The following is a 14,652-nucleotide window of genomic DNA, read 5'->3' on the forward strand; positions in this document are numbered from 1 at the left end:
GTGAGGGGCGCCCAGAGTCGTGCTCAGTCGATAATGCCGAAGTCCGTCACGGGCATGACCCAATAGACGAGCTTCGTCCCTGCAAATGCGTTCCTGAGCCGTTCCAGCAGGTGCTCGAGATCCTGTCCCTGCAGCACGATCCGCACGACGACCTCGTCGGCATGTCCCTTGACCCGCTCCGCCGCGCTGCGCAGCCGGACGCGGACGCCATGTCCGGACGCATCAGAGGCCGTAAAGCCGCTCACCAGATCGGTCTGCTCGCTCAGATGGTCGAGCACCTCGGCACGAAGCGCATCCGGCACGATCAGTGTCACGCAGACGGCTTGGCCGGTCATGTCGCGTCCTTCGCAGCGGCGCCGTAGCGGCGATACAGGATCGGCAACAGGATCAGCGTCAGCAGCGTAGACGACAACAGGCCGCCGATCACGACGATCGCAAGCGGACGCTGGACCTCCGATCCAGGTCCGGATGCAAACAGCAGTGGGATCAATCCGAGCGCCGTGATGCTCGCCGTCATCAGCACCGGCCGCAGCCTGCGCTTTGCGCCTTCGACCACGATGCGCTGCTCGGAGAGCCCGTGAGCGCGCAACTGGTTGAAATGAGACACCAGCACGACGCCGTTGAGCACGGCGATTCCAAGCAGTGCGATGAAGCCGACGGAGGCCGGGACGGAGAGGTATTCGCCGGTCGAGACCAGCGCGAACACGCCGCCGATCAGCGCAAAGGGAATGTTGACGAGGACGAGCAGGGCCTGGCGCACCGAGCCGAACGTCGTGAAGAGCAGCACGAAGATCAGGCCGATCGCGACCGGCACCACGACGGACAGACGCGCGGCTGCACGCTGCTGGTTCTCGAACTGCCCGCCCCATGTCAGCCGATAGCCGGACGGCAGCGGCAGCTCGGCTGCGACCCTTTGCTGGGCCGCCTGGACGAAGCCGACCATGTCACGGCCGCGGACGTTGCTGCGAACCACGCTCATGCGGTTGCCGTCCTCACGATCGATCTTCACCGGGCCGTCGACCCTCTGGATGCGGGCGACCTGCGAGAGCGCAACATGCTGGCCTGACGCAAGCGTCAGCGGCAGCGCCGCCAGCATCGTCGGGGCCTGCCGCGTGGCCTCACCGCCGCGGACCAGGATCGGCGTCCGGCGTCCCTCCTCGAGCGCGGTGCCGATCGTTCGGCCTTCGATCTGCGTGCGCAAGGCGGCCGAGATCGAGTCCACGGTGAGCCCAAGGCGGCCCGCCTCCATCCGGTTGACGGCGATCGTGTAGTATTGCGCGCCCTCGTTGAGCGTCGTGTAGACGTCTTGGGCCCCATCGATGTCGGACATGATCGCCGACAGCTTCGCTGCGATCTCGTTGAGCTTGGTGATGTCCGGGCCGAAGATCTTGACCGCGACGTCGCCGCGCACGCCGCTGATCATTTCCTGCACGCGCATGTCGATGGGTTGCGTGAAGCTGAGCGAGACGCCGGGGAAGCCGGTCAGGACCTCGCGAAGCTTCTCGAGCAGGACATCGCGGTCGCTGGTCTGCCGCTGGTCTGCCGGCTTGAGCACCAGGAACGTGTCGGTCTGATTGGGTCCCATCGGATCGAGCCCGAGCTCGTCCGAGCCGGTGCGCGCGATGATGCCGGCGACGTCTGGCACCTTCATCAACGCCGTCTGCAGCCGGGCATTGATGGCGAGGGACTCGTCGAGATTGACGGACGGCAGCGTTTCCACGCTGACGATGACGTCGCCTTCGTCCATCGTCGGCATGAAGGTCTTGCCCAGCTGGGTGTAGCCGTATCCCGCGGCAACGAGGCTGACCAGCGCCGCGATGATCACCTTGCGCTCGTTCCCGAGCGCCCAGTCGAGCGCGGGCGCGTAGACGCGCTGCGCTGCCCGGATCAGCATTGGATCGTCATGCGATGCGGATGTGAGCACGAAGGACGTCGCGACCGGAAGCACCGTCAGCGCAAGCAGCAGCGATGCGGCCAGAGCGAAAATGATCGCCAGCGCGACCGGAATGAAGAGCTTTCCCTCCAGCCCCTGCAAGGTCAGCAGCGGAACGAACACGATGATGATGATCAGGACGCCCGAGGCGACCGGCTGCAGGACTTCGCAAACCGAGCGGTAGACGACGTGGATCAGCGGCGTGGCGCTTCCGTGATCGTGCTTGGCGAGATTGCCGACGATGTTCTCGACCACCACGACCAGCGCGTCGATCAGCATGCCGATCGCGATTGCAAGGCCCCCCAGACTCATCAGGTTAGCGGACATGCCGACCGCCCGCATCACGATCAGCGCCATCACGATCGCGAGCGGCAGGCTGAGCGCGATCACCAGCGAGGCGCGCCAATTGCCGAGGAACAGCAGCAGCAGCACGACGACGAGCACCGTGGCTTCGCCCAGCGCCCGGACCACCGTGCCGACGGCGCGGTTGACCAGCCGGCTGCGGTCGTAGAACACGTTGATGGAGACGCTGCTCGGCAGCGACGGCTTCAGTTCGTCCAACCGGGCCCGAACGTCGCGCACCAATTGTCCGGCGTTGGCGCCGCGCAGACCGAGCACGAGCCCCTCGACCGTCTCGCCCTTGCCGTCCGTCGTGACGGCGCCATAGCGGGTGAGTGCGCCGATCTTGACCCTTGCGACGTCGCTGACCCGGATCGGGATTCCGTCGCGGGTGTCGACGATGATCGCCCGGATGTCGTCGATGCCGCGGATGCTGCCTTCGATGCGGACCAGCGCGCTGTCTTCGCCCTGGTTGACCCGCCCGGCACCGTCGTTGCGGCTGTTGGCCTCGATGGCCTTGCGAAACAGCTCGGACGAGATGCCGCGCGCCGCCAGCGCGTCGTTCCTCGGCACGATTTCGAAGGCGCGGACATAGCCGCCGAGCGCGTTGACGTCGGCTACTCCGGGCACCGTACGCAGCGCTGGGCGGATGACCCAGTCGAGCAAGGTCCGGCGTTCGGCCAGCGACAGTTCGGGACTGTCGATCGTGAACATGAACATCTCGCCCAGAGGGCTCGTGATCGGGGCGAGGCCCCCGTTCACGCCCTCGGGAAAGTCGCGCGAGATGTTGGACAGCCGCTCCGACACTTGATTGCGGGCCCAGTAGATGTCGGTGCCGTCCTCGAAATCGACGGTGATGTCGGCCAGCGCGTATTTCGTGGTCGAGCGAAGGATCTTCTTGTTCGGCAACCCGAGCAGCTCCAGCTCGATCGGTACCGTGATGCGCTGCTCGACCTCTTCCGGCGTCAGGCCGGGAGCCTTCATGATGATCTTCACCTGGACCGGCGAGACGTCTGGAAAGGCGTCGATCGGCAGGCTCGGCAAGACAACGGCGCCTGCGCCGATCACCAGCAGCGTGCTGAGGATGACGAAGAGCCGCTGTGACAGCGCGAATGCGACCAGCCGTTGCAGCATCTACTGCCCCAGTCGCGAGAGGATGCCGCGCAACGCCGAGATGCCGCCGATGGCGATCTCGTTCTTGTCCGTGAGGGGGCCTGCGATGACGACGTGATCCTGATCCTCCGCGAGCAGGGTGACCGCAACGAGCCGGAAGCCGCCTTCCGTGGCAACGAACACCGCGGTCTGCTCACCGCGCCGGACGAGGCCGCTATAGGGAATTTCCCACGCGCTTTCTCCTGCCGAGACAAAGCCGATGCGGGCCGCCGCCATTTGTCCGGAATGCAGTTCGCCGTTGTTGGGAATCTCGGCGCGGACGAGAATTGTCTGCGTGGCGGCATCGGTCGTCTCGGACACCAGGATGACCTGGCCCGGTGTCGCATAGCCTTCGATGTCGACCTTGGCGCCGGTCTTGATGGCGCCGATGTTGGTTGCGGGAATCGCGATCTCGGCCCATAGCGGCGACAGCCGGGCGAGCTTCACCAGTGACGCGGCCTGTTCCAGGCGCTGGCCCGGCGATACCGCGAGCTCGACCACGGACGCCGTGCGCGGGGCCGTCACAGTGAGCGTCGCGCTGATCGCCGCCTCGCTGCTGAGCCGGGCGATGGCTTCGTCGGACAGCCCGCTGATGTGCAGCATCTGCCGACGTTCGGCGACGACGATGCTGGCCTGGCGCGCTTCGGTCTGGCTCGACTCCAGCACGCGTTGCGGGATGGCCTTGCCTTCGAACAGGTCGGCATTGCGCTTCAACTGCTGAACCGCGAGAACCTCCTGGGCCAGCGCATGCAGGTAATCGCGCTGGAGCGAGACGAAGCTCGGACTCTCCAGCGTGAGCAGCGGTTGTCCGACGGTCACGCGATCGCCGCGGGCAACGGCGAGGTTGGTGATCATCCCCGCGACCGGCGCGCTGACGACCCACAGTTGAGGCGTGGGAATGACGATCTGCGCGGGATAGGGCAGCGTTTTGTCCATCCGGCTGGAGATCGGATGCGTCACGCGCACGCCGAGGTTCTGCGCCTGGCTTGGCGTGAGCTTCAGCTCATCATCGGCCGACGCGGCGCAGGGCGCCACAACGAGAGCCAGCCCGAGAGACGCCCGGGCCAGACGGCCTGCGGACCAGTGAAACAATCGCTTGGGCATCTCGATCAAGAATCTTCAGGTTCATGCATGACACATTCTGTACACTATTTCGGCCGGTTTCCGCGACTGTTGACTTAGGTCAATCGGAGCTAGTCACGAAACCGGAGGTCACTTCCTCGTGCCGCCAATGAGTCGCATGAGTGGTAGCCGCACGCGCCGGCGCCTCATACGGCATCGGCGGGAACGAAACAGCTGATGATGATGTCGCCGCGGTGATGGACGTACCACACCACGGCCTCGCCGATCGGGTTGCCGCGGTCGCGGATGATGGCGCGTTCCGGCACCGCCATCCACCGGCCTTCGATCGGCACCCAATAGGTGCCGTCACGCACGTCATAGGTCGTGCGGTGGCCGTCGGAGACATCGCAGCATGGCACGCCGTTGGGCGCGATCACGCTCTTGAACCACGCGCGAATGTCAGGCGGGACGTTGTCGAACTGCCCGTTGTCGAAGGCGGCGGCGACGGTCGCGCAGCCGAGCGAGCCCATCGTGAGACCGGCCAGCACCATCCTGCGCATTCAACGCTCCCTTCTGCGGACCTACATGCCGCGCTGCGGCGCCGTCGCCAGCAATTCGCGCAGCGGCTCGGCGTAGAACTTCGCATTTCCGGTGGTCAGGTGGCCGCGCGTCTCGGCCGAGGTCGGGATGAGCAGGAGCTTGCCGTTGGCGACGCGCTTCATGGCGTCGACCGTCACGCCGGTCTCCGGCGGGTTGCGCTCGTCGTCGGCCGAGTTGATCAGCATCACGGTCGCCTTGATCCTGTCGAGATCGGCAGACGGATTGTAGTCGTGCGACGAGTCCCACTGATAGATGAAGTCGTTGGCGTCGGTGGGAATGGGCGTGGCGAGCCGCTCCTCGACCAGCTTGTCGGCCTTGGCCGCGGTCGGTGCCGCGAGCTGATAGGCGATGGTGCCGCCGGCCGTGGCGGTGGCATAGGCCGCGACGGCATATTTCATCATGCGCGGCTGTGTGGTGTAGTTGCCGCCATTGTAGTCGGGATCGTTGCGGATCGTCTCCAGCATCAGCCGGCGCAGCATCCAGTTGCGGGCCGCCATTTCGGTCGGCTGCGAGGCCATCGGCACCGCGGCGTCCATGAAGTCCGGATAGCGCGTGGCCCACACCCAGCTATGCATGCCGCCCATCGAGTTGCCGATGACAAGCCTCAGGTGCTTGATGCCGAGGCCCTCGGTCAGCAGGCGGTGCTGCGCATCGACCATGTCGGCATAGTCATAGGCGGGAAACCTGGTCTTCAGCCCGTCGGAGGGCTTCGACGATTTGCCGTGGCCGATGCTGTCGGGAATGATGATGTAGTACCTGGTCGCATCGAGCGGCTGGCCCTTGCCGAACAATTCGCCGGCGAAGGTCGGCACCAGCATGCTTCCGCCTGAGCCGCCGGTGCCATGCAGCACCAGCACCGGCTGCCCGGTCGGCTCGCCGACGGTCGTATAGTGCAGCCTCAGCTCCGGCAGCGTCTCGCCGGTGTGAAACTTGAAATCCTTGACGACGAAGTCGCCCTGCTTCGGGGCGGGATAGTCGGCGGCGCGGGCCGGCGCGCAAAAAACGACGACGGCGGCAAAAACGGCGGCAAGCGGTCGAACCATGGACTCCCCCTGATCATGCGCGACTCTTCCGGCCGCGTCGGGGACATGATAGCACGATCTGCGACTTGGTTCAGTACCGGATTGATGGGACTCATCATGTGCCGCAACATCAAGACGCTGTTCAATTTCGAGCCGCCGGCGACGGAGGCTGAAATTCAGGCCTCGGCCCTGCAATTCGTGCGCAAGCTGTCCGGCTTCAACGCGCCGTCGCAGGCCAACGAGGCCGCCTTCGCCCGCGCCGTCGAGGAGGTGGCCGACGCCGCGCGGCGGCTCTTGACCTCGCTGCAGACCCAGGCCCCGCCGCGCGACCGCGAGATCGAGGCGGCCAAGGCGCGGGAGCGTTCGGCGGCCAGGTTCGGCCCGCGCTGAGGCCCATCGTGCCCTGACAGAAGGCGAAGCTCAGAACCCATCGTCGTCGTGGTCGTGGCGGTCCTGGGCCCGCTTGTCGTGCTTCTTCTTTTTCTTGCCCTTTTTCTTTTTCTTCTTCTTCGGGATGTCGATGTCGTGCGGATCGTCGTCCTCGAAGGCCTCGTCCAGCGCATCGTCATGGGTCGTCGCGGCGAAGATGTCGCGCACCGCGACCAGCTCGGCCTCGCGCTCATGCGCCTCGCGATCGCGCGCGCGCTTGTAGTCGTCATAGGCCGCGAAGATCTGCTCGAGCCACGGCATCAGCTGATCGATCGTCGGCAGCGTGCCCGGCGGTCCCGGTTCACCCTGCGGACCTTGAGGCCCCTGCGGTCCCGGCTTGCCGGGCGGGCCTTGCTCGCCGCGCGGCCCTTGCGGGCCGGGCTTGCCTTGCGCACCTGCCTTGCCGTCGGAACCCGGCTTGCCGCGCTGACCATCTGGCCCGCGCCGCCCGGGCTGCCCCTGCGGGCCACGTGGACCCACGGGGCCCTGCAGGCCGCGTCCGGCCGGATTCTTTGCCACTACCGCAACTCCGCTACACACCTTTGATTCGCGGCGAAGCGTAACAGAGCCGCGATGATGGCAGCAATTGCAGCAGGGCTGCGAGGCCGATTGATCAACATCAATCGGCGTCGCATCCTGATGAGTTCCACGCGATGGGATATCGCGTGGCCGCCGTTGGATCAGGTCGAATAGGCCGGCACCGCGATGCCGTCGGCCGTGTAGATGCGGATCTTGTTGCGCAAAGTGCGCACGGGCATGCCGAGCAGCCTTGCAGCGTGGGTACGGTTGCCGTTGCAGCGCGCCAGGGTCTGCACGATGAGCTCGCGCTCGATCTCGGACAACGGCGTGCCGATCAACAGCGGCAGGATCTCCGCCGCGGAGCGCGACGGTGGCATGGCAAGCGGCACGAGTGACGGACTTGCGGCTTCGGATGACAATTCTTGCGACATAACTCCTCCCGATCAACGCCCACGCCGACACTGAAACGACGCGCAAACATCGAGACCAACTAAACATCCAGCCCGTAGATCACCGTGGTCCGACAAGGTTAATGGGGCCTTAACGCGGGCGTCCTGTTGTTGCACCGGTGCCGAATACCCCGAAATGGCCTTGGTTTCGCGCGGGTCTCGACCCATTTGGCCGGCGTCGACGCGCGTCCACGATGGGGGTGCAGAGGACTAATCGTCGGACCGCCACAGTTCCTGCGCTGCGAGCGCATCATATCGAACACACCGGCGGCTGCGCATGCACGGTGCCGTGCAAAGGGCTAAATTCGGCCCGATCGATTCGCTTAGTGGGGCACGATCGTCGCACACGGCCATCGAATTACCTCAAGCCCAAATTCACTTCGCTGGAGACTTCATCCATGACAATTGCATCCTCGCTTCGCGGTCTGCTGGTGGCACTGACAGCTGCTTGCGGCGCTGTCATTCCGGCCACGGCGCACGCAGATGGCGGCTTCATCACGCTGACCATCTACAAAGCGGGGTGGATCATCGGCGGCTCCGGCGGCAGCGGCGTGTTGAACTTTCATGGCCGCGCCTATCCGCTGTCGACCGGCGGCCTCGACTGGGGTCTGGTGTTCGGCGGCTCGCGCACGGTGCTGCGCGGCCGCGTCAGCAACATCTGGCGTCCGTCCGACGTCGAGGGCGTCTATGGCGCCGCCGGCGCGGGCCTTGCCGTCGGCCGCGGCGTGCGCGGCATCGTGCTGACCAACCAGAAGGGCGCGGTGCTGGAGCTCTCGGGTGAGCAGATCGGCCTCTTGGCGAACGTCGATCTGTCGGGTCTTGCGATTACGATCAGGTAGTTGCGTCATCGTGGACGCCTAGCAACTCACAACAAGTGTCATCGCCCGCTTGCGTGGGCGACGACCGTTGTTGCGTGCTGAGCATTGCCAACACCATCTCTCTCCCTCTCTTCTGCTCATAAGTCCGCGCTCTCGCCGCACCGCGTGCGCGAGGGATGCATCGTGAGAGCCCCGTCGAAAATCGAGAGGGGCAGGGAAGGCCGGGAGCTCGCCGCTCCCATGGTCCGCGTGCAACAAAAAAGCACGCGGCAGAACCACAGGTTCGGCGGAGACATCCCGGCCTTCCCTGCGCGCATGGTCTGACGGCTTATACGTGGTCTCCCTGGTGCGCCGGGCTTGTTGGCCACCATTGCGCGCGCTACGCTTTCGCATGAGCACGCACGTGACACCAGCTTCGGGGTGTCAGGACATCACGACTTCACCGTACGTGACAGCCGGCGCTCGTCGGGCGCAGCCACCACGTCCACCGCGGCCCACCTCCACGTATCGTGACGACGCGTACGTCCCTCTGCATGAGGCGGGTTGAGCGAGACGATCGTCCTGATTTGCCCGACATGGCAAGTGTGCAGGCCTGCGACAAACTAACACGACGGGCAGTTTGCGCATGATGCGCATGCGCGGATTGCCCGTCGGGCAGAGATAGGATGCTTCACCTCGGTGACGTGGATAGCCACAACCGCGCGTCGGATTGCCAGCATTGCGCTCTGCGATGCAGCGCCCTCTCCCCTTGTGGGAGAGGGCATCTCCGGCCGATCAGCCCGCTCGCTTGGGTGAGGGGTCTCTCTCAGCAAACTACGCTCGGAGAGGGACCCCTCACCCGAGCGCGTTTGCCGCTCTATACTACATGCCCTCTCCCACAAGGGGAGAGGGCGCAGTCATCGGCATAGCGCGGATCGTCGTCAGCGAGTCGCTTGCCGCAATGATGATGGGCTTACTACCCATCATCACCGCACGCGAGTCGGCTGCGCGTCTGAGGTCTGGGCCAAATGCATCGCCAGCTCCCGCCACGGCGCCAATGTCCACGCACCCGACGCCGCGCCGGAGGGCGAGGCGAGCACGAACGTGGTCGGGAAGTCGGCCTGCTCCGGCTGCAGCCCGAGCGCGGTCGCGCCGGTCGGCTGGCCATAGAACAGGCTCGCGGCCTTCTTGCTGGTGAAGGCGACCGTGGCTGGTCGATGCTGTCGGATCTTCGCAATGAAACCGGCGACGTCGACGCCGGCCTTCAGCGCGACATGGTCCATGCCCGCGCCCTGCTTGCACAGATCGGTGAAGCCGATGCCGAGCGCGCGCAGCGCTGGAAACTCGTGCGGCTGGTACAGCCGCGGCGTCAGGCCGACGGCGAACAGCGTCGGCCAGAAGCGGTTGCCGGGGTGGGCGTAATAGTGCCCGGTCGCCGCCGAGCGCTCGCTCGCGGCGGTGCCGACGAAGACGAGGCGCAGGCCGGGCTGGAGCTGGTCGGGCAGGCGGTCCATGGCGCCGTTGTCGCATTGTTGCAGTCGTTGCAACAGGCTGTTGACGCGATGCTGCATTGTTGCTGCGGCGGCCGTGGTCTAGGTGACGGCGAGCAACAGGAGCACAGCATGTCGCAACGTCGTCTGTATCATTTCGTCCTTTCCGGCCACGCGCATCGCGTGCGGCTCATGTTGAGCCTGCTTGACCTGCCTTGCGAGCTCGTCGAGGTCGACCTCAAGGGCGGCGCGCACAAGCGGCCGGACTTTCTCGCGCTCAATCCGTTCGGCCAGGTGCCGGTACTGGTCGACGGCGACGCCGTCATCCCGGACTCCAATGCGATCCTGGTCTATCTCGCCGGCCGCTATGATGGCTCGGGCAAATGGCTGCCGCGCGATCCGCTCGGCCAGGCGCAGGTCCAGCGCTGGCTGTCGGCCGCGGCCGGTCCGCTCGCGTTCGGCCCGGCAGCGGCGCGGGTGGCGACCTTGTTCGGCGCCCCGCTGGACATGGTGAGGGCGCATCAGCTCGCCAACAGCCTGTTCACGGTGATGGAGCGCGAACTCGCCGCGCGGCCGTTCCTCACCGGCGCGGCGCCGACCATCGCCGACGTCGCGCTCTACAGCTACACCGCGCACGCGCCCGAAGGCGGCGTGTCGCTGACGCCGTACCCGAGCGTGCAGGCGTGGCTGGCGCGGATCACTGATCTGCCCGGATTCGTGCCGATGCAGGCGAGCGCGGTCAGCGCCGCCTGACCGCCGCCATGCATGAATGCGTGCGAACGCCGCTTACAGGAAGCAGCGGCGCTCGTCGCGCAGCTTGAGCTGGATGTTGGTCGCCTCGACGAAGGTCGGCACCGGCTTGGAAACGATCTTGTAGGTCGACGGCCACTCCACCGGCTTCGACTGCAACTCGGTGTTCCAGATCTGGCAGATGCCGGTGTTGTCCCAGCGGATCACGTAGTAGCCGGACTTGGGCGCAGGCGCGGCGAAGGCGGTGGGCACGATCGAGGCGGCTGCAATGGCCGTGGCGGCAGCGAACGTGGTCAGGCGACGCATCATCAATCTCCTCAAACGAAACAACGACAATCGCCCGCCTGCGCGGGCCACCGGCCTTGCGGCCGGACCAAGGCCCAAGTGGTGCGACAAAAGCGCGCGCAACGCAAGCCGCCCGTGCCGTCGTTCACAGCGATGTCCGGGATGTGAATGACGACATGCAGCCGTCACATGGACGCGCGTCAGGCGCGCGCCGGCTTACAGCGTGCAGCGGCCCTGCTGGCGCAGCCTGATCTGGCGGGTCACGGCGTCGTTGAACGTCGGCACCGGCCGGCTGATGACCTGATAGCCGGACGGCCATGCGATCGGCTTGAAGGCGAAGGCCTCGCTCCAGACCTGGCAGATGCCGGTGTTGTCCCAGCGGATGATGTAGTAGCCGGCCTGCGCCGGCGCAGCGGCGAGCAGCGCGGCCGCGGCGAGGCCTGCGGCAAGACAGACTGTGGTGAAACGAGGCATCGTGAAAACTCCGGCAACAAACTGGCCCAGCCCGCGGCCGGCCCTATGTCGGAGCGGTCTCGATCAATTTGAAGGCAGCCGCGCGCGAATCGTGCGGCAAAAGCGCGCGATGCCCCCGGCCGATGATGAGGCGCGATGAGGTGGCGGAGCGAGAGGCCTCTCGGCGTGCGCAGCGCGTCGCGCAGGCGTCAGGAGTGGATGCCTCCGGCGCTCGGTCGGGACGAGAACCGGAGATCGCCGCTGAAGCTCGCGGTCGGAACCAGCGCCGGACCCGCGCCGGCGAGGAGCGGCTGCGAGGCCACCGGCCCCGCGCGTCGGCGCAGGAAGTGGCGCTCGAGATAGGCGTAGGACAGCGTGGCCGCCACGACCGACAGCGGCAGCCCGATCGCGAGCCGCAGCGGCCACCAGACGCCGTAGCTGTCCAGGAAATTCAGGACCGGCAGGTGCCAGAGATAGATGCCGTAGAAGATCCGGCCGAGGAAGATCGCGACCGGCCATTCGAAGATGCGGTGGCAGATCGTGCCGCGGCTGCGCATCAGCATGGTCAACGCGAGGATGCCGGGAAGCACGCCGCACACCATGCTGCCGAACAGATAGTAGTTCATGCTCGGCCCGTCCGCCGGCCAGAACAGGAAGGTGACCGTGCCCCAATAGATCAGGAGCGGCCACGCCAGCTTCGGCCAGAGCCGGTCGAGAGCGGGTGAGGTGCCGTGCGGCACCATCCTGAGCACGACGGCCATCGCGCATCCCGCCATCAGTGCATCGGCGCGGGTGTCGAACGCGGTGTAGAGCCGGCGCCACTCGGCCCCATCGAGCACCAGCGCCACGCGCCAGGCCCAGATCGCGGCCGCAATGGCGCAGATGGCGCCGACCAATCGCCAGGTGACGCCGAGGCGCTTGACCAGGACTGCGAAGGTCAGCGGCCACAGCAGATAGAACTGCTCCTCGGTCGACAGCGTCCAGGTGTGGCCGATGTCCTCGATCGTCTTCGGGTCGAACACATACCAGTAGTTGGCGATGTAGGAGAGCGCGATCGCGGCGCGTTCCAGCGCCGGCAGGAACGGCGGCCGCAGCAGCCAGGTGAACAGCAGATAGGCGGCGAGCATCAGCAGCAGCGGCGGCACGATCCGGGCGAAGCGCCGCGCATAGAACTGCCGGAACCTGATGTGGCCGTGCTTGTCGATGTCCCGCAGCAGCAGGCCGGTGATGTAATAGGCGCTCGCCACGAAGAACAGGTCGATATAGAGCACCGCGCCCGGCACGAGCGTGTGCGAGACATGGGCCGTAACGACGCCCAGGGTCATCAGCCCGCGCATGCCGTCATGCGAGGGAACGTAGCCGAGCGGATAGACCTGGGCCTGGAAGGCCTCCCGGATCGCCTCCCGCAATGGCGCCGTGGCGGCGCCGACGAGGCGGAACAGGGCATGGAACGGCCATGAATAAAACATCTATCGTGAAATTTTCGGAGATAATGTTTCGGACCATTAAATCCTATTTAAAATTTAAATCGTCCGCAAGAGACGAAAATCGCGGAGCGGGGGCCATCACGACGCAGGGTTGCAGCAGAATGAGGCAGGCCGCCTGTGGCGGTGGCAAACGGCGGCGCGGCTCGGCATCATTGCGGTGGATGAAGGGGACCTCGCGGTTGAACTGCGCTTGGGCGACGGCGAGTAGCTGAGGCCGGCGAATTCTGCAGACGGAGCGGTTGCTTCCTGCACGGAGAACGTAGGGCGGGTTAGCGCCCGCGGGACGATTTCACCGCGGAGGGAATGTTTGCCAGGGCGCGTAACCCGCCGCCTGCGCGGAATGGTGGGTTACGCGAACGGCGTTCAGCCATGTGCGAGCGTGGAGAGATCGTCGGTTGCCGTCCGCTAACCCACCCTACCGTTTCACGACCGCCGCGACGCCCTCGATCTCGATCAGCATCTTCGGATCCGGCAGCGCTGCGACCACGCAGGTGGTGCGCGCAGGGTAGGGTGCCGGCCCGAACGCCGCGGCATAGAGCCGGTTCATGGTCGCGACATCAGCGGCGCGGGTCAGCAGCACGTTGACCTTGACCAACTCGCGGATGGTCGCGCCGCCTTCAGTGAGGACGCGGGTGAAGTTCGTCACGACGTTGGCGAACTGTGCATCGAAGTCATCGGGCAGGTTGCCGTGGGCATCGAAGCCGGGAATGCCGGAGATGAAGAGGAGGTCGCCGACACGGGTGCCGAACGACAGCGGTGGGGCCTTGATGTGGGGTGGGGCGGGGATGTGGTGGATGGGCATGGGGCCTTTCACGTGCTAGGGGTGGGCGAAGCCGTAGCCAGCCACTGCGAGAGAAAGACAAAAGTCGGATGACGCCGCGGTCACCGGCATGCGGAATCGTGATCCGTAGTCTGCATGAACGAAGCGATAGGCAGAGCTTTGGTCGTCAGGTCTCGGGTATCGTGCGCTCAGCTGGGCTACGCTCGCTGTCATTCCCGACTGCGCCTGCTCACGATTGCTTCTGAAGACTATTCAATATCATCTCCAGAACTTCAATTGTCCTCAGATCTGGAACTCCCTTGAATTTCCTGATGATGGCTAGCGCATGCTCAACTGATTCTAGCATGCGTTTTTTCTCGTGAGGTGTCTTCAGTATATCTGCCATATTCTGAAGCGCTAGCGCTGCATGGTAGAAGACAAATGGCTGTTCGGACGAGAAGCGATCCCTTAGCCAGTTCAAGTCGCCAGCAGGTGGATCCATCTGCATCATTGCAATAGCGGCTAAGCGACTTCCAGCTGATCCGGATCCTTTGTAGACATCGATATACTCGATCAAGCTAGGAGCTAACGAGCGCATTTTTACGAGCAGACGTGTCATGGCGCGGGTACGATCCGACCCAGCCGGCATGGTACGCCTTATAGTGTCGTACTCTAAACAGAGCCGATCCAACTCTTGTAAAAGAGTCTCTGAACCGACTTGCGGAGTTTGGATTTTTATTCGTGCCGCGGCCTCTATCTGTCGGGGAGTAATCTTCCCCTTCTCCTCGCCCGCGATGTCCGTCTCCGCGGCGACCTTGTCGAGTTCTAAGTTTATGCCGACAAGCGAAGCTTTTTGGATCTTGTTGAGCACCGCAGGCATTGTGCGCAGAAGCAGCCTTAGCTCGGAGCGGAACAAAAACAGAAGAGCAAATACGGTCGCAGGCCAAGCCACGGCTCCAAAGAAAGCCGCCATAGCCGTTAGCAGTTTAGCTGCGGCCTCCATCGCTCATCCGCCCGTTCGCAATCGTTTACGATCTGGCTAAAATGTCACATCTTTCGGTTGTTCCGCAAGCTATTTACGTGCCGTCGATGTTGCTGTCCTCATTCAAATACGCGCTGGATCAA

16 protein-coding genes are annotated in these 14,652 nt (G+C 65.0%); 3 read left to right on the forward strand and 13 right to left on the reverse strand.

Annotation, left to right across the window (positions count from 1 at the left end; translation table 11 throughout):
- Positions 1-23: 23 nt before the first annotated feature.
- The 5 genes from QX039_RS06085 to QX039_RS06105 form a co-directional block, all read right to left on the reverse strand.
- Complete coding sequence (locus QX039_RS06085; RefSeq protein WP_315738583.1) at positions 24-335, reverse strand: DUF3240 family protein; 312 nt, start codon at positions 333-335, stop codon at positions 24-26.
- Positions 332-3,406 (reverse strand): CusA/CzcA family heavy metal efflux RND transporter, encoded by a 3,075-nt coding sequence (locus QX039_RS06090; RefSeq protein WP_315738582.1) that lies wholly within the window; start codon positions 3,404-3,406, stop codon positions 332-334. Before QX039_RS06090 ends, QX039_RS06085 begins: the two co-directional genes overlap by 4 nt.
- Positions 3,407-4,528 (reverse strand): efflux RND transporter periplasmic adaptor subunit, encoded by a 1,122-nt coding sequence (locus tag QX039_RS06095; protein ID WP_315771986.1) that lies wholly within the window; start codon positions 4,526-4,528, stop codon positions 3,407-3,409.
- Positions 4,529-4,692: 164 nt separating this feature from the next.
- Entirely contained in the window at positions 4,693-5,046 is a 354-nt protein-coding gene (locus QX039_RS06100) for a hypothetical protein (RefSeq protein ID WP_315738580.1), read from the reverse strand.
- A 21-nt stretch (positions 5,047-5,067) separates the two neighbouring features.
- Positions 5,068-6,129, reverse strand: a complete 1,062-nt coding sequence (locus QX039_RS06105) for an alpha/beta fold hydrolase (protein ID WP_315738579.1) — start codon at positions 6,127-6,129, stop codon at positions 5,068-5,070.
- Positions 6,130-6,225: 96 nt separating this feature from the next.
- Here QX039_RS06105 and QX039_RS06110 point away from each other — a divergent pair, with 96 nt between their 5' ends.
- The gene (locus QX039_RS06110) at positions 6,226-6,498 is read left to right on the forward strand and encodes a DUF2277 domain-containing protein (RefSeq protein ID WP_315717862.1); all 273 of its coding nucleotides are present in this window, start codon (positions 6,226-6,228) and stop codon (positions 6,496-6,498) included.
- Between the two features lie 30 nt (positions 6,499-6,528).
- Here QX039_RS06110 and QX039_RS06115 read toward each other — a convergent pair whose 3' ends face one another.
- Together QX039_RS06115 and QX039_RS06120 are read right to left on the reverse strand one after the other, a co-directional pair.
- Positions 6,529-7,056: a collagen-like protein gene (locus tag QX039_RS06115; protein WP_315738578.1), complete on the reverse strand. Its 528-nt coding sequence runs from the start codon at positions 7,054-7,056 to the stop codon at positions 6,529-6,531.
- Between the two features lie 161 nt (positions 7,057-7,217).
- Positions 7,218-7,487 (reverse strand): helix-turn-helix domain-containing protein, encoded by a 270-nt coding sequence (locus QX039_RS06120; protein WP_315771988.1) that lies wholly within the window; start codon positions 7,485-7,487, stop codon positions 7,218-7,220.
- Between the two features lie 416 nt (positions 7,488-7,903).
- On the opposite strand from QX039_RS06120, the gene QX039_RS06125 reads away from it, so the two are divergent.
- Positions 7,904-8,344, forward strand: a complete 441-nt coding sequence (locus QX039_RS06125) for a hypothetical protein (protein WP_315717830.1) — start codon at positions 7,904-7,906, stop codon at positions 8,342-8,344.
- 944 nt (positions 8,345-9,288) lie between these two features.
- Here the strand turns inward: QX039_RS06125 and QX039_RS06130 are convergent.
- Positions 9,289-9,816 carry a mismatch-specific DNA-glycosylase gene (locus tag QX039_RS06130; protein WP_315738735.1) on the reverse strand — a complete coding sequence of 176 codons (528 nt, stop codon included), beginning with the start codon at positions 9,814-9,816 and terminating at the stop codon, positions 9,289-9,291.
- 108 nt (positions 9,817-9,924) lie between these two features.
- Here QX039_RS06130 and QX039_RS06135 point away from each other — a divergent pair, with 108 nt between their 5' ends.
- A complete protein-coding gene (locus QX039_RS06135) occupies positions 9,925-10,545 on the forward strand; it encodes a glutathione S-transferase (protein ID WP_315771990.1) in 621 nt (206 codons plus the stop codon).
- A gap of 33 nt (positions 10,546-10,578) precedes the next feature.
- On the opposite strand, the gene QX039_RS06140 is transcribed toward QX039_RS06135, so the two are convergent.
- The 5 genes from QX039_RS06140 to QX039_RS06160 all read right to left on the reverse strand — a co-directional run bounded on the left by QX039_RS06140 (position 10,579) and on the right by QX039_RS06160 (position 14,530).
- Positions 10,579-10,848, reverse strand: a complete 270-nt coding sequence (locus QX039_RS06140; protein ID WP_315738575.1) for a hypothetical protein — start codon at positions 10,846-10,848, stop codon at positions 10,579-10,581.
- 195 nt (positions 10,849-11,043) lie between these two features.
- On the reverse strand, positions 11,044-11,301 hold the full coding sequence (locus QX039_RS06145; RefSeq protein WP_315738574.1) for a hypothetical protein: 258 nt from the start codon (positions 11,299-11,301) through the stop codon (positions 11,044-11,046).
- A 188-nt stretch (positions 11,302-11,489) separates the two neighbouring features.
- Positions 11,490-12,749 (reverse strand): acyltransferase, encoded by a 1,260-nt coding sequence (locus QX039_RS06150; RefSeq protein WP_315738573.1) that lies wholly within the window; start codon positions 12,747-12,749, stop codon positions 11,490-11,492.
- A gap of 433 nt (positions 12,750-13,182) precedes the next feature.
- The gene (locus QX039_RS06155) at positions 13,183-13,569 is read right to left on the reverse strand and encodes a RidA family protein (protein ID WP_315755336.1); all 387 of its coding nucleotides are present in this window, start codon (positions 13,567-13,569) and stop codon (positions 13,183-13,185) included.
- A 208-nt stretch (positions 13,570-13,777) separates the two neighbouring features.
- Positions 13,778-14,530, reverse strand: a complete 753-nt coding sequence (locus tag QX039_RS06160; protein WP_315771992.1) for a hypothetical protein — start codon at positions 14,528-14,530, stop codon at positions 13,778-13,780.
- Positions 14,531-14,652: the final 122 nt, after the last annotated feature.

The sequence above is a fragment of the Bradyrhizobium sp. SZCCHNR1043 genome (assembly GCF_032489675.1).
In the GTDB taxonomy this organism is placed as follows: Bacteria; Pseudomonadota; Alphaproteobacteria; order Rhizobiales; family Xanthobacteraceae; genus Bradyrhizobium.